This window comes from Pseudomonas sp. EL_65y_Pfl2_R96 (genome assembly GCF_963970905.1).
GTDB lineage: Bacteria > Pseudomonadota > Gammaproteobacteria > Pseudomonadales > Pseudomonadaceae > Aquipseudomonas.
Genome location: NZ_CAXAQH010000012.1, coordinates 63,756 through 87,521, shown reverse-complemented (window position 1 = coordinate 87,521; position 23,766 = coordinate 63,756). Strand labels below are relative to the sequence as shown.

The window sequence follows — 23,766 nt, the reverse complement described above, 5'->3', positions numbered from 1 at the left end:
CACCGCCTTCGCGAGCAGGCTCGCTCCCACAGAAAACTCCAGCGCTGCAGTCACAGCGCCGAAATTAACCTAAATCGATGGCAGGGAGCTACAGGACTGCGAACGTGCCTTGTGCTTTTGCGACCAGTTTGTCGCCTTGCATCACATCGGCTTCGACCACCAGCGTGCGGCGGCCCGGGTGGATTACCCGTGCCGTGCACATCACTTCACCGTCAGCGACGGCGCGGATGTAGTTGATCTTGCACTCGATGGTCGCGCTCTGCTGGTCAAAGCCATGGGTGCTGGAACAGGCCAGCCCCATGGCAATGTCCACCAGACTGAACAAGGCCCCGCCGTGCAGCTTGCCGCCGCGATTGCGCAGCTCCGGTGCCAGCGCCAGGGCGACTTGCGCCACCCCGGTTTCCAGGCTGTGCAAGCGACAGCCCAGCAGCTTGAAAAACGCGCTTTCGGTCAAGCCGGCCGGGATGTCCATCAGCGTTTCTTCAACTGCTTGGCGTTGGCGAACAGCGACGCCATGGCGTTGTTGGAAGGGGCCGCTGCGGTGGTTTCCTTGCGCGGTGCGCTGTTCTGGGATTGGCGCGGTGCCGAACCCGGACGTGCACCGCGAGCGCCATCGATCTTCTCGCCCGGGGTATCGCTCATGCGCATCGACAAGCCAACGCGTTTGCGCGGGATGTCGACTTCCATGACCTTCACCTTGACCACGTCACCGGCCTTCACCGCTTCGCGCGGATCCTTGATGAACTTCTCCGAAAGCGCGGAGATATGCACCAAACCGTCCTGATGCACGCCGATGTCGACGAACGCGCCGAAGTTGGTCACGTTGGTGACGACGCCTTCGAGGATCATGCCCGGTTGCAAGTCCTTGAGGTCTTCGACGCCCTCCTGGAACTCGGCGGTCTTGAACTCGGGACGCGGGTCGCGGCCGGGTTTTTCCAGCTCTTGCAGAATGTCGGTGACCGTCGGCAGACCGAAGGTTTCGTCGGTGTACTTCTTCGGGTCCAGGCGCTTGAGGAACGTGGCGTCGCCGATCAGCGAGCGAATGTCGCGGTCGGTTTCGGCGGCGATGCGTTGCACCAGCGGATAGGCTTCCGGGTGAACCGCGGATGAATCCAGCGGGTTGTCGCCGTTCATCACGCGCAGGAAACCGGCGGCCTGTTCGAAGGTTTTTTCACCCAGACGGGCGACTTTCTTCAACGCCGCACGGGTTTTGAACGCACCGTGCTCGTCGCGGTGGCTGACGATGTTCTGCGCCAGGGTCGCGTTGAGGCCGGAGATACGTGCCAGCAACGCCACGGAGGCGGTGTTGACGTCCACACCCACGGCGTTCACGCAGTCTTCGACTACTGCGTCCAGGCCGCGCGCCAGTTTCAGCTGCGACACGTCGTGCTGGTATTGGCCGACGCCGATGGATTTCGGATCGATCTTCACCAGTTCAGCCAGCGGATCCTGCAAGCGACGGGCAATCGACACCGCGCCACGGATCGACACGTCCAGGTCCGGGAATTCCTTGGAGGCCAGTTCCGACGCCGAGTACACCGATGCACCGGCCTCGGAGACCATGACTTTGGTCATCTTCATGGCTGGGTATTTTTTGATCAGCTCAGCGGCGAGCTTGTCGGTTTCGCGGCTGGCGGTGCCGTTGCCGATGGCGATCAGGTCTACCGAATGCTTGGCGCACAGGGCGGCGAGCACGGCGAGGGTCTGGTCCCACTTGTTGTGCGGCACGTGGGGGTAAACCGTGGCGTGGTCCAGCAGCTTGCCGGTGGAGTCGACCACGGCGACCTTGCAACCGGTGCGCAGGCCCGGGTCGAGGCCCAGCGTTGCGCGGGGGCCGGCCGGCGCGGCCAGCAGCAAGTCGTGCAGGTTGTGGGCGAACACGTTGATCGCTTCGGTTTCCGCGCCATCGCGCAACTCACCCAGCAGGTCGGTTTCCAGGTGCGTGTAGAGCTTGACCTTCCAGGTCCAGCGCACCACTTCGCCCAGCCATTTGTCGGCGGCGCGGTTCTGGTTCTGGATGCCGAATTGCTGACCGATCATGCCTTCGCACGGGTGCATGGTGCCCGGCAGCTCGTCGCCGACTTTCAGCGCGGAGCTCAAAATGCCTTCGTTGCGGCCACGGAAAATCGCCAGCGCGCGGTGCGATGGCATGCTTTTCAGCGGTTCGTCGTGCTCGAAGTAGTCGCGGAATTTGGCGCCTTCCTCTTCCTTGCCGGCGATCACGCGGGCACTGAGGGTGGCTTCCTGCTTGAGGTAGTTGCGCAACTTGTCCAGCAGGCCAGCGTCTTCGGCGAAGCGCTCCATGAGGATGTACTTGGCGCCTTCCAGGGCGGCTTTCACATCGGCCACGCCCTTTTCGGCGTCGATGAAGCGCGCGGCTTCGGTTTCCGGGCTCAGGGTCGGATCGTTGAACAAACCGTCGGCCAGCTCGCCGAGGCCGGCTTCCAGGGCGATCTGGCCCTTGGTGCGGCGCTTCTGCTTGTACGGCAGGTACAAGTCTTCGAGGCGGGTCTTGGTGTCGGCGAGTTTGATGTCGCGCTCAAGTTGCGGGGTCAGCTTGCCTTGCTCTTCGATGCTGGCAAGGATGCTGATACGCCGTTCATCGAGTTCTCGCAGGTAGCGCAGACGCTCTTCCAGATGACGCAATTGCGTGTCATCGAGGCTGCCGGTCACTTCTTTCCGGTAGCGGGCGATGAAGGGCACCGTGGAGCCTTCATCGAGTAGCGCGACGGCCGCTTCGACCTGTTGTGGGCGTACGCCGAGTTCCTCGGCGATGCGGCTGTTGATGCTGTCCATAAAACCACCTGACAAATTGTGAAAGCAGGCTCGCAGGCGCAAAAATAAAGGCTCGGCGAGTCTGGTTGAGCGGCCTGGCGTGCGCCGCTACCTGGATCAACAGGCTTCCCGTTGACCCGTGAAATCGAACAATTACTGCCAGCGCCATGAAAAAAGAGCGGCTACCAGCAGTAACGATCAGACGTTGCCTGACACAAAAGGCCGCGCATTATAACCAGCGTTCTGACATTCGGGGGCATCACTGGCTGTAGGCACAATGCCCGGCTTTCTGGCGGTGAAGGAAAAATCTGCTAACAATGCACACGGTGCGTATAACGGCAGCTAGGCCATAATGCGCACCGAGATCAAAGGAGCATCCAATGAGCAGCACTGCACAAACTGCTGAAGGCGAAAAAATTCTTATCGTTGACGACGATCCGGGGCTGAGCAGCCTGCTGGAACGTTTTTTCGTCAGCAAGGGCTACCGTGCCCGCGCCGTACCGAACACCGAACAGATGGACCGCCTGCTGGCGCGTGAAGTGTTCAACCTGGTCGTCCTCGACCTGATGCTGCCCGGCGAAGACGGCCTGACCGCCTGCCGCCGCCTGCGCACGGCGAACAATCAGATTCCGATCATCATGCTCACCGCCAAGGGCGACGAGCTGAGCCGCATCAAGGGCCTGGAACTGGGCGCCGACGATTACCTGGCCAAGCCGTTCAACCCGGACGAGCTGATGGCCCGGGTCAAAGCGGTGCTGCGGCGCCAGGCGGCACCGGTGCCGGGCGCGCCGGGCAGCGAAGACGAAAACGTGACCTTCGGTGATTACGTGCTGTCTCTGGCCACCCGCGAACTCAAGCGCGGTGACGAAGTGCACATGCTCACCACCGGTGAGTTCGCGGTGCTCAAGGCCCTGGTCATGAATGCCCGTCAGCCGCTGACCCGCGACAAACTGATGAACCTGGCCCGTGGCCGCGAGTGGGATGCCCTGGAGCGTTCCATCGACGTGCAGATCTCCCGTCTGCGCCGGATGATCGAGCCCGATCCGTCCAAACCGCGCTACATCCAGACTGTCTGGGGCGTGGGCTACGTGTTCGTTCCGGATGGCGCCGCCACCAAGTGATCGGCGATTTGTAGGAGCGGGTCTTGTGGGCAGCGGGTCAGAGGACCTTGCCCGCAGACTCGCGATCCGCAATATGCGAGCATCGCTCGCTCCTGCAAGTGTGTAGCGGTTATCCATGAAAACCCCTGTTTGGTTCCCCCAGAGCTTCTTCTCCCGCACCCTGTGGCTGGTGCTGATCGTCGTCCTGTTCTCCAAGGCGCTGACCCTGGTTTATCTGTTGATGAACGAAGACGTGCTGGTGGACCGCCAATACAGCCACGGCGTCGCCCTGACACTGCGTGCCTATTGGGCTGCCGATGAAGAAAACCGCGCCAGGATTGCCGATGCTGCGACCCTGATTCGGGTCGTCGGCGCCGGTGTGCCGGAAGGCGAACAACACTGGCCGTACAGCGAGATCTATCAGCGGCAGATGCAGGCGGAGCTGGGTGCCGACACCGAAGTCCGATTACGCATGCATTCCCCGCCGGCGCTGTGGGTCCGGGCGCCCAGCCTGGGCGATGGCTGGCTGAAAGTGCCGCTGTACCCGCATCCGTTGCGTGGCCAGAAAATCTGGAACGTGCTGGGCTGGTTCCTCGCCATTGGTCTGCTGTCCACCGCCTCGGCGTGGATTTTCGTCAGCCAGCTCAATCAACCACTGAAACGTCTGGTCTATGCCGCGAGGCAACTCGGTCAGGGCCGCAGCGTGCGCCTGCCGATCAGTGATACACCGAGCGAGATGACCGAGGTCTATCGCGCCTTCAACCAGATGGCCGAAGACGTCGAACAGGCTGGTCGCGAGCGCGAGCTGATGCTGGCCGGGGTGTCCCACGACCTGCGCACGCCTCTGACCCGTTTGCGGCTGTCCCTGGAGCTGATGGGCGACCACAGCGACCTGACGGATGACATGATCCGCGACATCGAAGACATGGACGCGATTCTCGACCAGTTCCTGGCGTTCATTCGTGATGGACGTGACGAGTCGGTGGAAGAAGTGGACCTGAGCGATCTGGTTCGCGAAGTCGCCGCGCCGTACAACCAGAACGAAGAGAAAGTGCACTTGCGCCTGGAGCCGATCCAGCCGTTCCCGCTGCGTCGGGTGTCGATGAAGCGGCTGCTGAACAACCTGATCGGGAATGCCTTGCATCACGCCGGCAGTGGAGTGGAAGTGGCGGCTTATGTGTCCGGGGATACCAGCGCACCGTATGTGGTGCTGAGTGTCATGGACCGTGGGGCGGGGATCGATCCGTCGGAACTGGAGGCGATCTTCAACCCGTTCACCCGTGGTGATCGTGCCCGGGGTGGGAAGGGGACCGGGTTGGGGTTGGCGATCGTGAAGCGGATCGCTTCGATGCATGGCGGCAATGTCGAGTTGCGCAACCGGTCCGGTGGCGGGCTGGAAGCGCGGGTGCGGTTGCCGCTTGGGTTGATGTTGCCGCGGGATGCTGTCTGAGCGCCGTACACAACCTCTGTGGCGAGGGAGCTTGCTCCCGCTCGGTTGCGCAGCAGCCGCAAAACCCGGCAACCGTATTTCAATAAAAGAATACGGTTGCCGGAATCGGGAGTCCTTCGGCCTCCAGCGGGAGCAAGCTCCCTCGCCACAGGGACCGAGTAAGCTTCAACCTTTCCCTTTGGTCCGCGTCATATTCGGCCCGCCATTCTTCTCCAGATGCTCAATGATGATCCCCGCCACGTTCTTCCCGGTGGTGGTTTCAATCCCTTCCAGCCCCGGCGACGAGTTCACTTCCATCACCAGCGGCCCGTGATTGGAGCGCAGGATATCCACCCCCGCCACAGCTAAACCCATGACCTTCGCCGCGCGCAATGCGGTCATGCGTTCCTCCGGGGTGATCTTGATCAGGCTCGCACTGCCACCGCGATGCAGGTTGGAGCGAAACTCCCCCGGCTTGGCCTGGCGCTTCATCGCCGCAATCACCTTGTCGCCAACCACGAAACAACGAATGTCCGCGCCGCCGGCTTCCTTGATGTATTCCTGAACCATGATGTTCTGCTTCAGGCCCATGAACGCCTCGATCACTGACTCTGCCGCCGTCGCCGTTTCACACAGCACCACGCCGATGCCCTGGGTGCCTTCCAGCACCTTGATCACCAGCGGCGCGCCGTTGACCATCTCGATCAAGTCGGGAATGTCGTCCGGGGAGTGGGCAAAACCGGTGACCGGTAAACCGATCCCTCGGCGCGACAGCAATTGCAGCGAACGCAGTTTGTCTCGCGAACGGGCGATGGCCACCGATTCGTTGAGCGGAAACACCCCCATCATTTCGAACTGGCGCAGCACCGCGCAGCCATAAAACGTTACCGATGCACCGATCCGCGGGATCACCGCATCGAAACCTTCCAGCGGTTTGCCGCGGTAGTGGATTTGCGGCTTGTGACTGGCAATGTTCATGTAGGCGCGCAGGGTATCGATCACCACCATTTCATGGCCACGCTCCATACCGGCTTCGACCAGACGACGGGTGGAATACAGACGCGGGTTCCGCGACAGCACAGCGATCTTCATGCAACACCTGTGGAGAGGGTAGATACCGGGAACACCGGCTTGTCTTGTACATACTTGATGCCCGGATTGACCACTAACTGGCCGTCGATCAGGGCTTTGGAGCCGAGTAACAGGCGATAACGCATGGACTTGCGGCAGGCGAGGGTGAACTCGACCCGCCAGACCCGATCACCGAGGGCCAGGGTGGTGCTGACCACGTAGCGCATCTGCGCGTGGCCGTTGGAGCTTTTAATGGTTTTCATCGTCACCAGCGGTGCTTCGCAGCGCCGGTGCCGCAATTGCACCACCGTGCCCAGGTGCGCGGTGAAGCGCACCCACTGTTCGCCGTCGCGCTCGAACGGCTCGATGTCGGTGGCATGCAGGCTGGAGGTGCTGGCGCCGGTGTCGATTTTTGCCCGAAGGCCCGCGACTCCCAAATCCGGGAGCGCCACCCACTCGCGCAGACCGACAACGGTCAAATGGTCAAATGTCTTCAAAAGTGCTCAACCGGCAAAAACCGCTCAGGCCGCGTGCGGCCGAATTCGCGGTATTCACGCAGAATAATGGGTAAAAGGCGACAGATATCTACTGCCCGGATTTTCATCCCTCACACGGGGGGGAATGCCTGCATTCTAATCCACAGCGTGGTGATTCATGGCACGACAGAAACGGTAGTACAGTTCATCGATATTTCAGAATGAGGTCATTCCATGGCACAAAAAAGCGAAGAGGACGACAAGGTCCGTCTCGATAAATGGTTGTGGGCCGCGCGTTTTTATAAAACACGTGCCTTGGCCAAGGCCGCGATTGAAAGTGGCAAGGTGCATTGCCGGGGCGAGCGCTGCAAGCCGGGCAAGGAGCCGAGGGTCGGCGACGAGTTTCAGATCCGCACGGGCTTCGAAGAGCGCACGGTGGTGGTCCAGGCGCTGTCGATCGTGCGCCGTGGCGCGCCGCAGGCTCAGGCCCTGTATGCCGAAACCGAAGCCAGCGTTGCCAAGCGCGAAGCGGCTGCGGCCATGCGCAAGGCCGGGGCGTTGGGCGTGAGCACCGACGGCAAGCCGAGCAAGAAGCAGCGCCGGGATCTGTTCAAGTTTCGTGGCAGCAGCAACGACGAGCAGTGACGGCCGTCGGGTGCAGACTTGCAATCGCCCACCTGTGCAGCCATATGGGGGTATTCGCCAGCGACGCATTGAGCAGTTGAAAATACCGCTCGTCGAAAACCGAGGTTTGGCCTTGCTTGGAACAACCCCGGATTGTCCATAAAATGCCTCCATGGCTGAACTTGGCGCACTCAAAAGCGCTGCCATTGCGCGACCTCCATTTTTGTAACCTTTTTTTTGTCACCAATTCAGATACCCAGACCTATGACCGATCTACCGGATACCGACTACACCCAACGCTTCATCTTCGATGACAGCGACACCCGCGGCGAACTGGTGGCGTTGGAGCGTAGCTATGCCGAAGTCCTCGCCAAACACGCCTATCCGGAGCCGGTCGCGCAACTGCTGGGCGAGCTGATGGCCGCGGCAGCGTTGCTGGTTGGCACCTTGAAGTTCGATGGCTTGCTGATTCTTCAGGCCCGTTCCGAAGGTCCGGTGCCGTTGCTGATGATCGAGTGCTCCAGCGAGCGCGAAATTCGCGGCCTGGCCCGTTATCACGCCGAGCAGATCGCGCCGGATGCGACCCTCGCCGACCTGATGCCCAATGGCGTGTTGGCGCTGACCGTCGACCCGACCCAGGGTCAGCGTTACCAGGGTATCGTCGACCTCGACGGTGCGACCCTGTCGGAATGCTTCACCAACTATTTCGTCATGTCGCAGCAGGTTGGTACGCGTTTCTGGCTGTACGCCGACGGCCGTCGTGCCCGTGGTCTGTTGCTGCAGCAATTGCCTGCCGATCGTCTGAAAGACGAAGAAGAGCGTGCTGCCAGCTGGCAGCACATCACCGCGCTGGGTGGCACCCTGACCGCCGATGAATTGCTGAGCCTGGACAACGAAACCGTGCTCCATCGCCTCTACCATGAAGAGCAAGTGCGCCTGTTCGATGTGCAGAAACTACGCTTCCGTTGCAGCTGCTCTCGGGAACGCTCGGGCAATGCGCTGGTCAGTCTGGGTCTGGAAGATGCTCAGAAACTGGTGGTTGAACATGGCGGCAGCATCGAGATCGATTGCCAGTTTTGCAATGAGCGCTACCTGTTCGATGCGGCCGATATCACCCAATTATTCGCCGGTGCAGGGGTTGATACGCCGTCATATACCCGGCACTAAAACGCTTCAGCGCAGGTAAATTCACTGCTTAACGCCGGAATAACGCCGTTCTGACGGGAGGGCCCTACACTTTTTGGGCTTTTCTGGCATAATCCGGCCCACTTTTTTCGCGGTAGTAGTGCACGACTTTCTACTACAAAACGTTTGGAGCACTCGGCCACTGGCCGACGGGGAACCTCATGACGCAAGCCAATAACGCCGTGTACACCGATCTAAGTGTTGATGATCTGGTTAAACAAGCCCTGAATCGCGGTGAAGGCGAGCTTGCCGATACCGGCGCGCTGGTTGTTCGCACCGGTCACCGTACCGGCCGTTCGCCAGTCGATCGTTTTATCGTTGAAGAGCCGACCACCCAGGACGCCATTGCCTGGGGCCCGATCAACCGCAAGTTCCCGGCCGACAAGTTCGATGCCCTGTGGGCTCGCGTCGAGGCGTTCAACAACGCGCAAGAGCATTTCGTTTCCCACGTGCACGTAGGTTCGGCTGAAGAGCATTACCTAGCCGTGAAAATGACCACCCAGACTGCCTGGCAGAACCTGTTCGGTCGTTGCCTGTTCATCAATCCGGCCCAGTACAACCCGGCCGGTCGTGAAGAGTGGCAAGTCCTCAACGTCGCCAACTTCGAGTGCGTGCCAGAGCGTGACGGCACCAACTCCGACGGCTGCGTGATCATCAACTTCGCCCAGAAGAAAGTGCTGCTGGCGGGCATGCGTTACGCCGGCGAAATGAAGAAAGCCATGTTCTCGGTGCAGAACTTCCTGCTGCCGGCCGCCGATGTGTTGCCAATGCACTGCGCCGCCAACATAGGCGAAGAGGGCGACGTGACCCTGTTCTTCGGTCTGTCCGGCACCGGCAAGACCACCCTGTCCGCCGACGAAAGCCGTTACCTGATCGGTGACGACGAGCACGGCTGGGGCGAGGGCGTGGTGTTCAACATCGAAGGCGGTTGCTATGCCAAGTGCATCGACCTGTCCGAGAAGAACGAGCCAGTCATCTGGAAAGCCATCAAGCACGGCGCAGTCTTGGAAAACGTCGTTATCGACGACGCCAAGCACGCCGACTACACCGATGTCAGCCTGACCCAGAACAGCCGCGCTGCTTACCCACTTGAGCACGTTGCCAAGCGTTCCGAGAAGAACCTCGGTGGCGAGCCGAACGCAGTGATCTTCCTGACCTGCGACCTGACCGGCGTGCTGCCGCCAGTGTCGATCCTCAATGAAGAACAAGCCGCTTACCACTTCCTGTCCGGCTACACCGCACTGGTGGGCTCAACCGAAATGGGTTCCGGCAGCGGCATCAAGTCGACCTTCTCCACCTGCTTCGGCGCACCGTTCTTCCCGCGTCCGGCTGGCGAATACGCCGAACTGCTGATCAAACGCATCCGCGGCTTCGGCTCCAAGGTCTACCTGGTCAACACCGGCTGGACCGGCGGCGGCTACGGCGTCGGCAAACGCTTCAACATCCCGACCACCCGCGGCGTGATCGCAGCGATCCAGAGCGGCGCGTTGATCGGTGCTGAGACTGAGCACTTGGACACCATCAACCTTGACGTGCCATTGGCTGTGCCGGGCGTTGAGACTGGCCTGTTGAACCCACGTAACACCTGGGCTGACAAGGCTGCTTATGATGAGGCTGCCAAGGCGCTGGCTGGGTTGTTTGTTGAGAACTTCAAGAAGTTTGATGTGAGCGACGCGATCAAGGCTGCTGGGCCGAAGTTGTAAGAGCTGGTTTGATGTAATGAGAAAGCCGCCCTTTGGGGCGGCTTTTTTGTGGGCGCTGATTCATTTCCCTTGAAGCAGAACTGGCAATATTCCCGCAGTAAACACGCTAAACAGCCAGAATAATTCCACTTCTGCTGTCTTGAACCACTAGGTCTCTTCCACTTCCCGCGTGTCCCACCGTTGCTTCTTGATTGCTTTATAGAGCATGCCAATGGTTAGCGGGACTTTGTCGCCACGTCCCTTGGCCCGGTGCTTGAGGTACACGGTATCGACGTGTCCAACGGGTCACCAATGCAACGCTCGAAAATAGCTTCCAGCCCACGGTAGTCGCACGTTACGGCGTCGATGTTAGCCGGGATCCACGCGGCGTCTTTTACAAGCCACCAATCGACTGCAAATCCTGCGTTGATGATGATTTGTTCAAACAAAATGCGTTGAGCTCGACCGTTTCCTTCACGAAAGGGGTGGATAACGTTTAGGTCGCCGTATGTCTCAGCAACGTTAACAACTAGCTCAGCTTTACTGCTGCCTACGAACCAGGCAGCGCATTCCATGGCACGAAAGATCTTTTCGGCTTCCGGGATGATTCGTTCTGCCGTACAAAAAAGCGTGTCGCCCTTCTGGATATTCACTGTTCTTAGCAATCCGGCCCATTCGTAGACGTCACAAAACAGGGACTTATGAATATGCTTCAGGAGGCAGAGGTCGTACGGAGGGGGAAGGAGACGAAGTTTGCTGACGGCAATTTCTGAGAGTTCTCGCTCTGCTTTTTGTAGCTGCTTCCTGGATGTTGAGCAGGTTATGCAGAACGTCGCTATCGGCGTAACAATAGGGGTCTTGGCCGACCCCGTATTTATCCACCATTAACGTGGATTCTGACGATATTTTTTGAGTACCGATTCCCGTGTCGGGAGCGGCTTTTCGGCATCGGCACACGTGGTGTCGAAGCCTTCAAGACGCAAGCTCGCCAAGTAGTTCGACCGGCGGGGGTGCAATGTTCAAGTGTGGCTCAAACGACCTGGCAAATAGGTTGGTATTTTTGATGCTTTGGAGCTTCTAGACTGCAGGTTTTTCCAGCCTTTGAGCCATGCGCGCCAGAATATGCCTCACTCGTTATGTGTTGGGGGCTGGCTTGTTTTTTCTTGTCAGTAAAGCGGACAGCGAGTGGGTATTCAGCGGGAAGTCGCGAAGATCACTCTCGCTGAGAGACCACTTACGAATAACGCTACCTGTCTGAGCGCCGGATGGTTTGCTTGCTTTGGTGGCGGTTATGCTTGGTTCGCGCCCTGGTTTTTTAGCCTTTTGGCCTGGGGCTCGACTTAACTGAGCATCTTGTAGTCGACGTCCCGTTTCATCGGATTCGCCTATCTTGTTCAAGTCTTGCTCCAGACCCAATGCGTGCATCACCGACAGATAAGCACCCATTGTCACCCCCGCACCACCAGACTCCAGAGAACGCAATGTCATGACAGACATACCGGCTCGCTCTGCCACTTGTTTCGCTGTCGGCCTTCGACGTAAACGAGCCAGTTTTAGGCGTTCGCCGAGGTCGGTAAGCAGTCGTGCAATACGCGGGAGCAGTGGCGCTGTTTTTCTAGCCATGAAGCTAATATGCCTTCACTTCTGAGGTGATAGAGCCAGAATAATTGCAGTTGTGCGTGCTGTTTCAGACGCGGCATCTGCTTTATTGGCTTTCCAGTTCCTGTGTATCCCAGCGTTGGGTCTTGATGGCTTGATAGAGCATGCCGATGGTCAGGGGGACTTTGTCACCGCGCCCCTTTGCCCTGCGCTTGAAATGCACATCAAAACCATCCGGCTGAAAGTAGCGATAGGCATCGTAGTCCACGAAATCGATCCCGAACTGTTCTTCCAACGCTTCCATCAAATGCAGCGCATCAGCACCGTTGCAGCCCAGGTCGAAGTTGATCGAGGTGGTGAGACTGATGGTTTTGCGTTCGGGCAGGCCGAGTTCTTCGTGCAGCAACTGCATGAGCAGGTGCATGGTGTGATCGTCGGGGAAGTTGGGAGCGAGGTTCATGGTGCATCGTCCGTAAGGGGTATGTTTGATCGTTCTCACGCGGAGCGTGGGAACGATCTTCACTCAGCGTCAGGCCGGCGCTTTCCAGCCCATCATGCGTTGTTGGGCGACTTGTAGCAGGTCGCAGCCATCCTGGGTTAGCAAGAAGAGTGCGTGGGTGATGTGGGGAATGTCTTCGACATCACCGTCTTTGAAGCAAGTGCAGTGCAGGGTTTTGAGGAGATCACTGGAGGCCCGGATGCGTTGGAGGGCGGCTTCGAGGATGTCTTGGGGGTTGGTCTCTGTGTCGATGATCAGGGGCGGCGAATCGGTGAGATTGGTTTGGAGCGGGAGGTAGCGATTGTTTGTGGACGGATTCCATTTATTCATTTTATGTATTCTCAAATGCATCAGATGAAGCCACCACCATCGTGACCAAGCGATGGAGGCGGACTGTGTTCGGGTTGGTCAACCGGTGGAATCCATAAAGGCCGGCACGCCTTAAGGCGTCCCAAACACAGCCACCATATAGCGTGCAGACACTTGAGTGCCGGCAGCATACAACGGACGCGTTTATGTATTCCATCGGGTGACCAAGCCCGAGCCGCTGATTTGGCAGCGACAGTCACGACTATAGGTGTGAGCCACCGGGTGGCGATAGGCGACAAGGTGTCTTCGGTTGTAGGACCGGGATGAAGCTTAGATAGGGCGTTGCTTACAGACTCATCGCTTGAGCAATTTGTCTCGTTTGATTGCCATCAGGTGTGTGACTTCTTCATCTGGAATGCTGGGGCGAGGGGCGTCGAGGCTGGTTTGTACTTGTGCTTTGAACCATGCGTCGCAGGCCGTTTTGTCGAGTTGTTGAGTGTCGGATGTTTCGCTTCTCATCTGGTGGACCGCGTTATCGTTCTTCGCGAGCAAGCCCACACAGGGGGATTGTGGTGGAGTTGGGGGTTGTTTTTTGCATCAAACCGCTGTGGTTTTCGGCAGGCGTTGTCGGGCGATTTCGAGCAGTTCGTTGCCGTCCTGGGTCAGCAGGTACAGCGCGTTGACGATGTTGGGAATGTCTTTCACGTCGGCCTGTTTAAAGCACAGGCAATAGAGCGTTTCGAGCAGGTCGCTGGCGGCGCGGATGCGTTGGCGGGCGGCGTCGAGGATTTCGTGCGGGCTGGCTTCGGTGTCGATGACCAACACCGGGGTGTCGCTGTAGCTGGTTTTGAGCGGGCGATAGCGGTCTGTTAATGAGTGGCGCGTGTTCATCGAAGTCAGTCCTGTGGAAAGTCGGGCAGTCTCGCCGGCAGGCCGACACAGTGTTTCAGCCGCGTCGAAAACTATAGAGGGACGCGCCGAGGCGCCGCAAGGTGCTGAAAATGGACAGGTTTTGTAGGGGGATTACCGGCGTTATCGCCCTTTTCCTACGCACACCCCGACTATTTTTTAAGCTTTTCCCCTAGAGGTCGATATTCCTACGGGATTGTCAGGCGCTTCTCAGCAAACCTCTGTATGGTGCGCGCCAGAATCTATAGGACGTTTCTAAGCGTCCGTTACACGCTAAAGGGAATTAGGTATGCAGTGGCTCCGTATGGCCTCGATTTTATTGCTATGGGCCGGTGTTTGTCGGATGGCGGGCGCTGCCGACGTCGGTCATTCGGTGCTCCTTGCCAACATGGCCCGCACCGGTTGGCCGGATGCGCTGACTAGCCAGGCAGACGTCGACACCGCGTCCCGTGCCGAGGTGCTGATGGTGGGCAAGGCGCTGCTGGCCAGCGAAGCGCTGGATGAACAGGGGCTGAAACAGCGACTGGGCGTGCAGGCTGTGAAGCTGAAGTCGGTCAGGCAAGTGCGTGACGGGTTGTGGGATCGGTTGCTGGTCACCTACCGCAGCGCCAGTCAGAACTGCGACGATGAACCCTTCTGCCCGCGTGTGCGCAGCGTCGCCGATTTGCGTCAGCTGGCGGCGGCGTTCACCGGCGAAATCAGCCCGGCCCATGCCGTTTGGGCGAGCAGGAGCCAGGTGTTCCATGAGCAGGCGCTGGATGAGCAACTGCGGGTGGCGGTGTTGATGCCTTGAGTTCGCTGATGGTTTGGCGCTGATTGTGCTGGCCTCTTCGCGAGCCAGCCCGCTCCCACATTAGACCGGGTCCCCAGGTAAGAGCGCGGTCAACTGTGGGAGCGGGCTTGCTCGCGAAAGCGATCTGCCAGCCGCCCCATTCTCCAAGCCTTGCAGTCTCCCCGAACTATCCGCTGTATCATCCGGTATCGTTTTTGCCCCCGACCTTTTCTCGACTCGCTGCGTTCGCCGGCTAGGCTTTGGGCTTCGCAGCGGTCAACGGAGTGACAGCTTATGCACAACACCCTGGAACAGGTTTTCGGTTATCCACAGTTTCGGCCCGGCCAGGAGGCGGCGGTCAGCGCGGTGCTGGCCGGGCGCTCGGCGGCGGCGATTTTCCCTACCGGCTCGGGCAAGTCTCTTTGCTATCAATTACCGGCCTTGTTGCTGCCGCACCTGACATTGGTTGTGTCGCCTTTGCTGGCGTTGATGCAGGATCAGTTGGCGTTCTTGCAGCGCCACGGGATTGCGGCGGGCAGTATCGATTCGGCCCAGAGCCGCGATGACGCCAGCGATGTGATGGCCCGCGCGAAGTCCGGGGAATTGAAGATTCTGATGATTTCCGTGGAGCGCTTGAAGAACGAGCGCTTCCGCCATTTTTTGCAGCAGGTGCCAATCTCGCTGCTGGTGGTGGACGAGGCCCACTGCATCTCCGAGTGGGGCCACAACTTCCGCCCCGACTACCTCAAGCTGCCGGACTATCAGCGCCAGTTCAACATTCCCCAGGCTCTGCTGTTGACCGCCACCGCGACACCCAAGGTGATCGCCGACATGGAAGCCAGATTCGCCATCGCCCCTGAAGATGTGGTGACCACCGGTTTCTACCGACCCAACCTCAATTTGTTGGTGGAGCCGGTACGCGGTCAGGACAAGCGCCGACGTCTCGTCGAATGGATGAGCCAGCGCCCCGACCAGCCGAGCATCGTCTACGTCACCCTGCAGAAAACCGCCGAGCACATTGCCGAGCATTTGAGCAGGAATGGCATTCAGGCCGAGGCCTATCACGCCGGTTTGCCCCACGAACAACGGGAAGGGATACAGAAGCGGTTCATGGGCGGGCAGTCCAATTGCATCGTCGCCACCATCGCCTTCGGCATGGGTATCGATAAAAGCGATATCCGCAATGTGGTGCATTTCGACTTGCCCAAATCCATCGAAAACTACAGCCAGGAAATCGGCCGCGCCGGCCGTGACGGGCAGCCGTCCGACTGCCTTGTATTGGCCAACCGTGACAGCCTCAACGTGCTGGAAAACTTCGTCTACGGCGACACGCCGGAGCTGGACGGCATTCGTTGCGTGCTCGATGAGCTGCAAGCCGCCGCGCCCGAGGGGCAGTGGGAGTTTCTGCTGGGGCCTTTGGCCGATCAGAGCAACATTCGCCAGTTACCGCTCAAGACCTTGCTGGTACAGCTGGAGCTGCGGGGGTTGATCGCTCCGCGCTATGCCTATTACGCCGAATACCGCTTCAAGTATTTGCAGGAGCCCGAAGCGTTGCTGGCCCGGTTCGAAGGTGAGCGCAGGGACTTCGTCTCGGCGATCATCAAGACTTCCAGCCGCGCACGGACCTGGGCCACGGTGAATTTCGATGCACTGTATGAACAGCATTCCGCCGAGCGCAGTCGGGTGGTCAAGGCGCTGGACTATTTTCAGGAAAAAGGCTGGGTCGAGCTGGAAAGCAAGCAGATGACCGAGGTCTACAGCCTGCTGAAAACGGACTTTGATTCCCAAGCCCTGAGCGCCGAACTGCACGCCTGCTTCACCCAGCACGAGCGCACCGAGATTGCACGGATTCACGCCATGCTGGATCTCTTCGCCACCGACCACTGTCTGGGCTATCGCCTGGCGGAGTACTTCGGCGACGAAAACGCACCGCAGCGGTGTGGGCATTGTTCGGTGTGTCACGGCCACGTAGCGCGGCTACCCGAGCCGCCGGAATTGCCGGCGCTTGTGGATAAAAGCTTCGAGGCGCTGTGCGGTGATTTTATCCACAGGCATGAGCTGCACACGGGGAGTGTTCCATCGGCAGAGCGCGTGACGCGGTTTCTGTGCGGGATCAGCGTGCCGCTGTTTACCAAGCTCAAGGCGCGATCGATTCCGGGGTTTGCGGCGTTGGAGGATTATCCGTATGCCGAGGTTCGGGCGTGGGCCGAAGCGCATTTGCCAAGTTGAAAGACGGTCAATGTGGGAGCGGGCTTGCTCGCGAAGAGGCCATCACATCCATCCGCTGAATGTCGCCCATCACAGGAATAAACTTCAAAAACACCCATGGGCTGACTATGGTGAGGACTGTCTTTGGATCGCCAACAAGAGAACAATCATGAGCCAGACACTGTTCGATATTCAGCGCGCCGCCGTGATCGGGGCGGGCACCATGGGCCGTGGCATTGTCATGTGCCTGGCCAACGCCGGGGTACCGGTGCAGTGGGTCGATAACAATCCGCAGATGCTTGAGTTGGCGCTCGCCAGCGTGGCTGAGACTTATGCGCACAACGTGCGTCAGGGGCGGATCGATCAGGCCGAGGCGGATGCGCGCATTGCACGGGTGACGGCGGCTGCCGATTACGCAGCGATTCGCGATGTCGATCTGGTTATCGAAGCGGTCTACGAAAATCTCGAGCTGAAGCAGAACATCTTTCGCGAACTAGACGGTCTGCTCAAACCCGAAGCGATTCTGGCCAGCAATACCTCGGCGCTGGATATCGACGCGATCGCCGCTGCCACTCGCCGTCCGCATCAGGTCCTGGGCCTGCATTTCTTCAGCCCGGCACACATCATGAAATTGCTGGAGATCGTGCGCGGTGCCCAGACGGCGCCGGCGGTGCTTGATGCGGCGCTGGCGCTGGGGCTGCGCATGGGCAAGGTCAGCGTGGTCTCGGGCAATTGCCACGGTTTCATCGGCAACCGCATGCTGCATCCGTACGTGCTCGAAGCGCGCAAGATGTTGCTGGAGGGTGCTTTGCCTTATCAGGTGGATGCAGCGCTGCAAGGTTTTGGTTTCGCCATGGGGCCGTTCCGCATGTATGACGTGGTCGGCATCGACCTGGAATGGCGCGCTCGGGAACTGGCTGGCAAAGGCCAGGATGCGCCGCAGGTTCAGGTGGACAACCGACTGTGCGAGCTGGGGCGCTTCGGGCAGAAGAGTGGCGATGGGTATTATCACTACGAACCGGGCAGTCGTCAGGCTGAGCACGATCTGGAAGTCGATGCGTTGGTGCTGGAAGTCAGCGAGGGGTTGGGGTTCCAGCGTCGCGACATTGACCCTGAAGAGGTTCTGGAGCGCTGTTTGCTGGCGCTGGTCAACGAAGGGGCGAAGATTCTTCAGGAAGGCATCGCGGCGTCGGCGCATGACATCGACCTGGTGTACCTCAATGGTTATGGTTTCCCGGCGGACAAGGGCGGGCCGATGGCTTGGGCGGATCGGCAAGGGTTGGCGGATATTCATCTGCGATTGTTGCAGCTTGAGACCAAGCAGGGTGATCACTGGGCGCCGGCGCGGTTGATTGGGGAGTTGGCGGCGCAGGGTAAAGGGTTTGCCGAGATGTGATTTTATGTGGCGTCGGTGAAGGCCCCTTCGCGAGCAGGCTCGCTCCCACAGTTGATCTTCATTGAACACAGATTTTGTGTATGACTGAGATCCAGTGTGGGAGCGAGCCTGCTCGCGAAGGGGTACGACGCGGTTTCACCTTAAACTAGCCACCCAACCCCAGGAACCAACGCTGATGTCCAACCCGATGCCCCAACGCACCGACTACCCGCACTTCCAGCCCATCACCACCCGCTGGCACGACAATGACGCCTACGGTCACGTCAACAACGTCACCTACTACAGTTTTTTCGACACGGCGGTGAACACCTACCTGATCGAAGTCGGCGGCCTGGATATCCATGACGGCGAGGTGGTGGGTTTTGTGGTGAGTTCGGCCTGCGATTACTTTGCTTCTATCGCCTTCCCGGATCGGATCGAAATCGGCCTGCGGGTGGGCAAGCTGGGTAACAGCTCGGTGCAATACGAATTGGCGGTGTTCAAGGCCGGCGAAGACGAAGCCTGCGCGGCGGGGCGTTTCGTGCATGTATTCGTGGATCGAGCGTCGAATCAGCCGGTGGCGATTCCTGCCGGGTTGCGCGGGGCGTTGGAGCGACTGGCGAGCTGAGGGCAAAAAAAATCGCAGCCCGAGGGCTGCGATTTTTTGATCTACCGGTAAACGAGGCGATTCAAGCCTCAGTCGCGATAGCGATGGTGATGCTTGCGATGGCCATAGGCATGGCCGCGACCCGGATGGCCGTCACGGTAGTAGCGACGATCATCATCGTCATAACCACGACGGTAGGAACGACGATCGTCGTCATCGCTCTTGTTGCCCATGTAGTTACCCAGCGCGCCACCGGCGCCGCCGCCTGCTGCGGAGCCGATCAGGCTACCGGTGGTGCCGCCCATGCTGCGGCCGACCACGTTACCGCCAGCTGCGCCCAAGGCACCGCCAATGGCGGCTTCGCCACGGCTGCGTCTGTCTGCGCCCACTGCGCTACCACCCGCGCCGCCCAGGGCCGCGCCAATGGTTGAACCTGTACTGCCGCCTAGCGATTGACCGACGACCGAGCCCAGAACCCCGCCCAATGCGCCGCCCACACCTGCTTCGGTGGTGCCGCCAGCAGACGCGAAGCCACTGACCAGGCCAAGGGACAACAAGAGAATCGAGGAGAACTTCATAGAGGAACCTCAAGGGGATGACGGCGCGATCCTGAGGCTGTGTCGGGGTTGTGACAATAGAAATCCGACGAATAACACGACTTGAGCACAATTCTATAAGTTGCTGTTTTTTGGGCGGAACTTAAGTATTTTTCGCCGGTCTTTAGCTACTTCGCAAAGGCCGTTTTCATATAAAAATGGCCTTTTTTGTGGGCGATTGGAAAGTGCTGGATCGGAAAAGCTGTTTGAATGATCCACCGCTTTCGCGAGCAAGCCCGCTGTCGCGTCAAGCCGACTTGGCCATGATCAACCCCGTTTCACTCGCCGCTTCCAAGCGGATCGCCACAAACTTCGACGTCGGCGTATGGCTGCCATCCCCAGTGCTTTCCAGCGGCACCAACGGGTTCACTTCCGGGTAGTAAGCGGCCGCTTGCCCGGCAGGGATATCAAACGCCAGCAGCGTAAAGCCCTTCACCCGCCGCACACGGCCATCATCCCAGAGCGAAACGATGTCAGCTTTCTGCCCCGGTTTGAACCCCAGGCGAATGATGTCGGCTTCATTGACGAACAACACATCCCGCTGACCTTTCACCCCACGATAACGATCATCAAGACCATAAATGGTGGTGTTGTACTGATCATGGGAGCGCATCGACTGCATGATCAGGTCCGGCAATACGCCGGTGGCGCGGGTGCGTTCGTGCACCAGGTCTTTGTGCAGGATGTTCGGACGGAAGTTGGCCCGGCCCGACAGGGTGTTCCAGCGGCGAGCGCCGGCGCTGTTGCCCAGGTAGAAACCGCCCGGGTTCTGGATCTTCTCGTTGAAGTCCCGAAAGCCCGGGATGGTGTCGGCGATCAGGTCGCGGATGCGGCTGTAATCCGCTATCAGCCAGTTCCAGTCCACCGGTTTGCTGCCCAGGGTCGCGGCGGCGATACCGGCGATGATCGCAGGTTCCGAGCGCATCTGGTTCGACAGCGGCTGCAACTGACCGTTGGAGGCGTGGACCATGCTGAACGAGTCTTCCACGGTCACCGCTTGGGCGCCTTCGGTCTGGATATCGATGTCGGTACGGCCCAGGCACGGCAGGATCAGCGCGTCTTTACCGTGGGTCAGATGGCTGCGGTTGAGCTTGGTGCTGATCTGCACGGTCAGGTCGCAGTTGCGCAGGGCCTGGAAGGTCCGTGGGCTGTCCGGGGTGGCTTGGGCGAAGTTGCCGCCCAGGCCGATGAAGACTTTCGAACGGCCTTCGGCCATGGCGTGAATCGCCTCGACCACGTTGTGGCCGTTTTCACGGGGTACCTTGAACTGGAAGCGCCGCTCCAGGGCGTCGAGGAACGCCACCGGCGGACGTTCGTTGATGCCCATCGTCCGGTCGCCCTGCACGTTACTGTGGCCACGCACCGGGCACAGACCGGCACCCGGCCGGCCGATGTTGCCGCGCAACAGCATCAGGTTGGCGATTTCCTGGATGGTCGCCACTGAATGGCGATGCTGGGTGATGCCCATGGCCCAGCACATGATCACGTTCTTGCCTTTGGCGTACATGCGCGCCGCTTGCTCGATCTCCACCAGGGTCAGTCCGGACTGCTCGACGATCTGCTCCCATGGGGTGTCGTCGACGGTGCCGAGGTATTCCAGAACGTTGGCGCTGTGTTCGTTGAGGAAGTCGTGGTCGAACACCGCAGGCTCACCAGCCTTCTGCGCATCGCGCTCCCATTGCAGCAGGAACTTGGCCATGCCGCGCATGATCGCCATGTCGCCGCCCAATGCCGGACGGAAGTACGCGGTGTTGGTCGGCTTGTCGCCGTTGGTGAGCATTTCGATCGGGTGTTGCGGGTGCTGGAAGCGTTCCAGGCCGCGCTCTTTCAGCGGGTTGATGCACACCACCTGCGCACCGCGTTTCACCGCTTCGCGCAGTGGCTCAAGCATCCGCGGGTGGTTGGTGCCAGGGTTCTGGCCCCAGACAAAAATCGCATCGGCGTGTTCGAAGTCGTCGAAGGTCACGGTGCCTTTGCCGACGCCGACGCTTTGGGCCAATGCCACACCGCTGGCTTCGTGACACATGTTCGAGCAGTCGGGGAAATTGTTGGTGCCGTAGGTGCGCACGAACAGTTGATAGAGGAACGCCGCTTCGTTGCTGGCGCGGCCCGAGGTGTAGAACTCGGCCTGATTCGGGCTCGACAGGCCTTGCAAATGCTTGGCGATCAAGGAGAATGCCGCTTCCCAGCTGATCGGTTTGTAACGATCGGTTTCGGCGTCGTAGCTCAGTGGCTCGGTCAGACGGCCCTGGTACTCGAGCCAATAATCACTTTGCTCCAGCAACGAGCTAACGCTGTGTTTGGCGAAAAACGCGCCATCGACACGCCGTTTGGTCGCTTCCCAGTTCACTGCTTTGGCGCCGTTCTCGCAGAACATCACCATGCCGCCTTCCTGAGAATCGCCCCAGGCGCAGCCGGGGCAGTCGAACCCGCCGTTCTTGTTGGTCTTGAGCATCATGCGCAGATTTTTCAACGCGTTGTCGCTGGTCAACCAGGCGCGGGCAACGCTGGCCAGCGCGCCCCAGCCACCGGCCGCTCCCTTATAGGGCTTGTAACGTGGAGCGGGTTTCTGGTCGGCTTGTTGGTGTTGGTTCACGCTTGATTCTCCGTCGCGGGGCTGTAGACCCGCGGCGCACTTTTCTGCGGCAGGTGGATGAGGTTGAGGTTGTGTCGACGGGCCCATTGCACGGCCAGGCCCGTGGGCGACGACAGGCTGACCAGGGTCTGGATGCCGGCGCGTAACACTTTCTGGATCAATTCGAGGCTGCAACGGCTGGTGACAATCGCCAGGCCATTGGTGGTCGGAATTTTCTGGCGGATCAACCCGCCGATCAGCTTGTCGAGGGCGTTGTGCCGGCCGATGTCTTCACGGCCCAGCAGCAATTCGCCTTTGCCATTCATGAACACCGCCGCATGCACCGCGCCGCAATACTGGCCCAAAGGCTGGAATTCAGCGATGCGATGGCGCAAACCGTCCAGCCATTCGGCCGGGGGCAGCGGGGCGCCGGGCAGTACTTTGAGATCGGGCAATGCTTGCTCCACCGCTTCCACGCCGCAGAGCCCGCAACCGCTGGTGCCGGCCAGTTGCCGACGCTGCTGCTTGAGGTTCCAGAAGGCGCGGTTGGCGATGGTCACTTGTGCGTATTGCGCCGACCCCGAGCCGCTGAGTTGCAAGTCGTAGATGTCTGAAGCGTCTTCGATGATGCCGCTGCCGAGGCTGAAGCCGACGATGAAGTCTTCAAGATCCGTCGGCGTCACCAACATGACCGCCTGGCTGATGCCGTTGTAGGCGATCGCCAATGCAACTTCCTCGGCCAGCGCGGTGCTGGACGATTCGGAGTATTCAAGGTTGCAGTAACTGTATGTCTGGCTTGCGGTGGGCGCGGGCGTTTCAAGAGCAGGCGCCGCGCAGCCGGGGCGCTTGGCGTTCATTAGGCATCACCGACGGTTTGGTCAGCTTTAAGCCTAGGCGCGTCAACATGTCGCGTCTAATCGCTATTACTGATCTACCGATAGATGGCGTCGATCAAGTGTCTGTCAGTGATTTCTGATAGATCGCAAAACAGGCTTCTGCCAAGGCCGAACGCGGAGCGCTGCGACGCATGATCAGCCCCAGCCGGGCGAGGGTCTGGGCGCTTTCGATAGGTTGCAGACGCAAGTGATCGGTGAGGTTTTCAAGGCCGCCGTTCAGCGGCATGACCGCGCAACACAGGCCGCCGTGTACCGCCTGTAACAATTGGTGGACCGCATCGGTTTGCAGCAACGGCTGTGGGGTCAGGCCACGGCTGTGGAAGTTATGGTCGATGGACTGGCGAAAATGCATGCCGCTGGTGAGCATGCCCATCGGCAGTTCGATCAGCGACTCCCAGCTCAGTGGCGCCTCGCCGAAACTGAAGAAGCGTTGATCGTAGAGCAGGCCCATGCGGGTTTCGTTGAAGGCCAGGGAATCGAAGCGCTCGCCATCCAGACGCTCCAGGTACGACACGCCGAGGTCGAGACGGTTGTTCGCCAGTTGTTCGAGGATCTGTTCGGAACTCAGGGCCGAGAGTTCGAAGCGCAGGTTCGGATGCTCGGCATGCAGGCGTTGCATCAGTGGCACCGGGTCGAAGCTCGACAGCGGCACCACGCCCAGACGCAACGTACCCACGAGGTTGCCACGACAGGCTGCCGCTTCGGCCTGCAAACCGTCGTAAGCCGCCAGCACCGTACGTGCCCACGCCAGCACGCGCTCGCCCGGCGCGGTGAAACCTTCGAAGCGTTGGCCGCGGTTGACCAGCGGCAGTTCGAGCTCTTCTTCGAGGCTGCGCAGGCGCATGGACAGGGTCGGCTGGGTGATGTGACAGCGCGCGGCGGCCTGGCCGAAGTGCCGGGTTTCGTCGAGAGCGATGAGGAATTTGAGCTGCTTGATGTCCATCTTCGCTCCAGGGCGCGGGCAAGGTTCGCGATTCTACCGCCTGCGCGGAGTTGGGTCATTGGTCGGCCGGGAACCGGGCTCCGGAAGACTGGTCTAGTCTTGGGCGTCTGGAACCTGAATCCCAAGGAGTGTGCAC

At 59.8% G+C, this 23,766-nt stretch carries 23 protein-coding genes and 3 pseudogenes; 9 read left to right on the top strand and 17 right to left on the bottom strand.

The genetic code is table 11. The annotated features are described in order from the left end of the window. Positions 1 to 88: 88 nt before the first annotated feature. The gene (locus AACY49_RS14725; RefSeq protein WP_258698054.1) at positions 89 to 472 is read right to left on the bottom strand and encodes a PaaI family thioesterase; all 384 of its coding nucleotides are present in this window, start codon (positions 470 to 472) and stop codon (positions 89 to 91) included. Further along, positions 472 to 2,796 carry a Tex family protein gene (locus tag AACY49_RS14720; RefSeq protein ID WP_258698053.1) on the bottom strand — a complete coding sequence of 775 codons (2,325 nt, stop codon included), beginning with the start codon at positions 2,794 to 2,796 and terminating at the stop codon, positions 472 to 474. Before AACY49_RS14720 ends, AACY49_RS14725 begins: the two co-directional genes overlap by 1 nt. Before the next feature lie 359 nt (positions 2,797 to 3,155). Here AACY49_RS14720 and ompR point away from each other — a divergent pair, with 359 nt between their 5' ends. Beyond that, entirely contained in the window at positions 3,156 to 3,896 is a 741-nt protein-coding gene (gene ompR, locus AACY49_RS14715; RefSeq protein ID WP_258698052.1) for an osmolarity response regulator transcription factor OmpR, read from the top strand. A gap of 115 nt (positions 3,897 to 4,011) precedes the next feature. Beyond that, positions 4,012 to 5,325, top strand: coding sequence for an ATP-binding protein (locus AACY49_RS14710; RefSeq protein ID WP_258698051.1), 1,314 nt, complete (start codon positions 4,012 to 4,014; stop codon positions 5,323 to 5,325). 165 nt (positions 5,326 to 5,490) lie between these two features. On the opposite strand, the gene rimK is transcribed toward AACY49_RS14710, so the two are convergent. Continuing rightward, positions 5,491 to 6,396: a 30S ribosomal protein S6--L-glutamate ligase gene (gene rimK, locus AACY49_RS14705; protein WP_008005189.1), complete on the bottom strand. Its 906-nt coding sequence runs from the start codon at positions 6,394 to 6,396 to the stop codon at positions 5,491 to 5,493. Beyond that, on the bottom strand, positions 6,393 to 6,872 hold the full coding sequence (rimB, locus tag AACY49_RS14700) for a retropepsin-like aspartic endopeptidase RimB (protein ID WP_018929317.1): 480 nt from the start codon (positions 6,870 to 6,872) through the stop codon (positions 6,393 to 6,395). Before rimB ends, rimK begins: the two co-directional genes overlap by 4 nt. A gap of 213 nt (positions 6,873 to 7,085) precedes the next feature. Between rimB and AACY49_RS14695 the strand changes: the two genes are divergently transcribed. Then, the gene (locus tag AACY49_RS14695) at positions 7,086 to 7,496 is read left to right on the top strand and encodes an RNA-binding S4 domain-containing protein (RefSeq protein ID WP_339524645.1); all 411 of its coding nucleotides are present in this window, start codon (positions 7,086 to 7,088) and stop codon (positions 7,494 to 7,496) included. Positions 7,497 to 7,503: 7 nt separating this feature from the next. Here AACY49_RS14695 and AACY49_RS14690 read toward each other — a convergent pair. Continuing rightward, positions 7,504 to 7,636, bottom strand: a pseudogene (locus AACY49_RS14690) (phosphatase PAP2 family protein); the annotation flags it as partial. Between the two features lie 103 nt (positions 7,637 to 7,739). On the opposite strand from AACY49_RS14690, the gene hslO reads away from it, so the two are divergent. Further along, positions 7,740 to 8,642, top strand: a complete 903-nt coding sequence (gene hslO, locus AACY49_RS14685; protein ID WP_258698049.1) for an Hsp33 family molecular chaperone HslO — start codon at positions 7,740 to 7,742, stop codon at positions 8,640 to 8,642. A gap of 179 nt (positions 8,643 to 8,821) precedes the next feature. Continuing rightward, positions 8,822 to 10,363 carry a phosphoenolpyruvate carboxykinase gene (locus tag AACY49_RS14680; protein WP_258698048.1) on the top strand — a complete coding sequence of 514 codons (1,542 nt, stop codon included), beginning with the start codon at positions 8,822 to 8,824 and terminating at the stop codon, positions 10,361 to 10,363. A 147-nt stretch (positions 10,364 to 10,510) separates the two neighbouring features. On the opposite strand, the pseudogene AACY49_RS31840 reads toward AACY49_RS14680, so the two are convergent. The 8 genes and pseudogenes from AACY49_RS31840 to AACY49_RS14645 all read right to left on the bottom strand — a co-directional run. After that, positions 10,511 to 10,627 (bottom strand): annotated as a pseudogene (locus AACY49_RS31840) (DUF1493 family protein); the annotation flags it as partial. Then, positions 10,579 to 11,227: pseudogene (locus AACY49_RS14675) on the bottom strand (Fic/DOC family protein). The pseudogenes AACY49_RS14675 and AACY49_RS31840, both read right to left, overlap by 49 nt. After that, positions 11,227 to 11,358: a YhfG family protein gene (locus AACY49_RS14670; RefSeq protein ID WP_339524643.1), complete on the bottom strand. Its 132-nt coding sequence runs from the start codon at positions 11,356 to 11,358 to the stop codon at positions 11,227 to 11,229. Before AACY49_RS14670 ends, AACY49_RS14675 begins: the two are co-directional and overlap by 1 nt. Before the next feature lie 118 nt (positions 11,359 to 11,476). Continuing rightward, complete coding sequence (locus AACY49_RS14665) at positions 11,477 to 11,965, bottom strand: helix-turn-helix domain-containing protein (RefSeq protein WP_339524641.1); 489 nt, start codon at positions 11,963 to 11,965, stop codon at positions 11,477 to 11,479. 82 nt (positions 11,966 to 12,047) lie between these two features. After that, positions 12,048 to 12,401, bottom strand: a complete 354-nt coding sequence (locus tag AACY49_RS14660; protein WP_258698046.1) for a DUF1493 family protein — start codon at positions 12,399 to 12,401, stop codon at positions 12,048 to 12,050. Between the two features lie 69 nt (positions 12,402 to 12,470). Further along, positions 12,471 to 12,770, bottom strand: coding sequence for a hypothetical protein (locus AACY49_RS14655; RefSeq protein ID WP_258698045.1), 300 nt, complete (start codon positions 12,768 to 12,770; stop codon positions 12,471 to 12,473). 333 nt (positions 12,771 to 13,103) lie between these two features. Then, complete coding sequence (locus tag AACY49_RS14650; RefSeq protein ID WP_339524638.1) at positions 13,104 to 13,268, bottom strand: antitoxin PaaA2 family protein; 165 nt, start codon at positions 13,266 to 13,268, stop codon at positions 13,104 to 13,106. 78 nt (positions 13,269 to 13,346) lie between these two features. Next, positions 13,347 to 13,640, bottom strand: coding sequence for a hypothetical protein (locus AACY49_RS14645; RefSeq protein WP_258698044.1), 294 nt, complete (start codon positions 13,638 to 13,640; stop codon positions 13,347 to 13,349). Between the two features lie 307 nt (positions 13,641 to 13,947). Between AACY49_RS14645 and AACY49_RS14640 the strand changes: the two genes are divergently transcribed. The 4 genes from AACY49_RS14640 (at position 13,948) to AACY49_RS14625 (ending at position 18,641) form a co-directional block, all read left to right on the top strand. Then, positions 13,948 to 14,451 carry a polysaccharide deacetylase gene (locus AACY49_RS14640; RefSeq protein WP_258698043.1) on the top strand — a complete coding sequence of 168 codons (504 nt, stop codon included), beginning with the start codon at positions 13,948 to 13,950 and terminating at the stop codon, positions 14,449 to 14,451. 273 nt (positions 14,452 to 14,724) lie between these two features. After that, positions 14,725 to 16,659: a RecQ family ATP-dependent DNA helicase gene (locus tag AACY49_RS14635; RefSeq protein WP_339524636.1), complete on the top strand. Its 1,935-nt coding sequence runs from the start codon at positions 14,725 to 14,727 to the stop codon at positions 16,657 to 16,659. A 148-nt stretch (positions 16,660 to 16,807) separates the two neighbouring features. Then, on the top strand, positions 16,808 to 18,034 hold the full coding sequence (locus AACY49_RS14630) for a 3-hydroxyacyl-CoA dehydrogenase (RefSeq protein ID WP_258698041.1): 1,227 nt from the start codon (positions 16,808 to 16,810) through the stop codon (positions 18,032 to 18,034). Positions 18,035 to 18,209: 175 nt separating this feature from the next. Continuing rightward, positions 18,210 to 18,641: an acyl-CoA thioesterase gene (locus AACY49_RS14625; RefSeq protein WP_320392567.1), complete on the top strand. Its 432-nt coding sequence runs from the start codon at positions 18,210 to 18,212 to the stop codon at positions 18,639 to 18,641. A 68-nt stretch (positions 18,642 to 18,709) separates the two neighbouring features. On the opposite strand, the gene AACY49_RS14620 is transcribed toward AACY49_RS14625, so the two are convergent. From AACY49_RS14620 to AACY49_RS14605, 4 genes are all read right to left on the bottom strand, one after another. Then, on the bottom strand, positions 18,710 to 19,198 hold the full coding sequence (locus AACY49_RS14620) for a glycine zipper domain-containing protein (RefSeq protein ID WP_258698039.1): 489 nt from the start codon (positions 19,196 to 19,198) through the stop codon (positions 18,710 to 18,712). A 265-nt stretch (positions 19,199 to 19,463) separates the two neighbouring features. After that, entirely contained in the window at positions 19,464 to 21,812 is a 2,349-nt protein-coding gene (locus AACY49_RS14615) for an FdhF/YdeP family oxidoreductase (RefSeq protein ID WP_339524632.1), read from the bottom strand. Further along, complete coding sequence (fdhD, locus tag AACY49_RS14610; protein ID WP_258698037.1) at positions 21,809 to 22,648, bottom strand: formate dehydrogenase accessory sulfurtransferase FdhD; 840 nt, start codon at positions 22,646 to 22,648, stop codon at positions 21,809 to 21,811. The genes AACY49_RS14615 and fdhD overlap by 4 nt, the downstream gene beginning before the upstream one ends. A 94-nt stretch (positions 22,649 to 22,742) precedes the next feature. Beyond that, positions 22,743 to 23,630 carry a LysR family transcriptional regulator gene (locus tag AACY49_RS14605; protein ID WP_258698036.1) on the bottom strand — a complete coding sequence of 296 codons (888 nt, stop codon included), beginning with the start codon at positions 23,628 to 23,630 and terminating at the stop codon, positions 22,743 to 22,745. Between the last annotated feature and the right edge of the window lie 136 nt (positions 23,631 to 23,766).

What these genes read in the sequence shown, in the direction of transcription:
- hslO (WP_258698049.1), top strand. Translation starts at nt 7,740, where the DNA reads ATGACCGATCTACCGGATACCGACTACACCCAACGCTTCATCTTCGAT.
- AACY49_RS14680 (WP_258698048.1), top strand. Translation starts at nt 8,822, where the DNA reads ATGACGCAAGCCAATAACGCCGTGTACACCGATCTAAGTGTTGATGAT.
- AACY49_RS14695 (WP_339524645.1), top strand. Translation starts at nt 7,086, where the DNA reads ATGGCACAAAAAAGCGAAGAGGACGACAAGGTCCGTCTCGATAAATGG.
- AACY49_RS14630 (WP_258698041.1), top strand. Translation starts at nt 16,808, where the DNA reads ATGAGCCAGACACTGTTCGATATTCAGCGCGCCGCCGTGATCGGGGCG.
- fdhD (WP_258698037.1), bottom strand. Translation starts at nt 22,648, where the DNA reads ATGAACGCCAAGCGCCCCGGCTGCGCGGCGCCTGCTCTTGAAACGCCC.
- AACY49_RS14640 (WP_258698043.1), top strand. Translation starts at nt 13,948, where the DNA reads ATGCAGTGGCTCCGTATGGCCTCGATTTTATTGCTATGGGCCGGTGTT.
- AACY49_RS14710 (WP_258698051.1), top strand. Translation starts at nt 4,012, where the DNA reads ATGAAAACCCCTGTTTGGTTCCCCCAGAGCTTCTTCTCCCGCACCCTG.
- AACY49_RS14645 (WP_258698044.1), bottom strand. Translation starts at nt 13,640, where the DNA reads ATGAACACGCGCCACTCATTAACAGACCGCTATCGCCCGCTCAAAACC.
- AACY49_RS14650 (WP_339524638.1), bottom strand. Translation starts at nt 13,268, where the DNA reads ATGAGAAGCGAAACATCCGACACTCAACAACTCGACAAAACGGCCTGC.
- AACY49_RS14625 (WP_320392567.1), top strand. Translation starts at nt 18,210, where the DNA reads ATGTCCAACCCGATGCCCCAACGCACCGACTACCCGCACTTCCAGCCC.
- rimK (WP_008005189.1), bottom strand. Translation starts at nt 6,396, where the DNA reads ATGAAGATCGCTGTGCTGTCGCGGAACCCGCGTCTGTATTCCACCCGT.
- AACY49_RS14635 (WP_339524636.1), top strand. Translation starts at nt 14,725, where the DNA reads ATGCACAACACCCTGGAACAGGTTTTCGGTTATCCACAGTTTCGGCCC.
- AACY49_RS14655 (WP_258698045.1), bottom strand. Translation starts at nt 12,770, where the DNA reads ATGAATAAATGGAATCCGTCCACAAACAATCGCTACCTCCCGCTCCAA.
- AACY49_RS14620 (WP_258698039.1), bottom strand. Translation starts at nt 19,198, where the DNA reads ATGAAGTTCTCCTCGATTCTCTTGTTGTCCCTTGGCCTGGTCAGTGGC.
- AACY49_RS14660 (WP_258698046.1), bottom strand. Translation starts at nt 12,401, where the DNA reads ATGAACCTCGCTCCCAACTTCCCCGACGATCACACCATGCACCTGCTC.
- ompR (WP_258698052.1), top strand. Translation starts at nt 3,156, where the DNA reads ATGAGCAGCACTGCACAAACTGCTGAAGGCGAAAAAATTCTTATCGTT.
- AACY49_RS14725 (WP_258698054.1), bottom strand. Translation starts at nt 472, where the DNA reads ATGGACATCCCGGCCGGCTTGACCGAAAGCGCGTTTTTCAAGCTGCTG.
- AACY49_RS14665 (WP_339524641.1), bottom strand. Translation starts at nt 11,965, where the DNA reads ATGGCTAGAAAAACAGCGCCACTGCTCCCGCGTATTGCACGACTGCTT.
- AACY49_RS14605 (WP_258698036.1), bottom strand. Translation starts at nt 23,630, where the DNA reads ATGGACATCAAGCAGCTCAAATTCCTCATCGCTCTCGACGAAACCCGG.
- AACY49_RS14720 (WP_258698053.1), bottom strand. Translation starts at nt 2,796, where the DNA reads ATGGACAGCATCAACAGCCGCATCGCCGAGGAACTCGGCGTACGCCCA.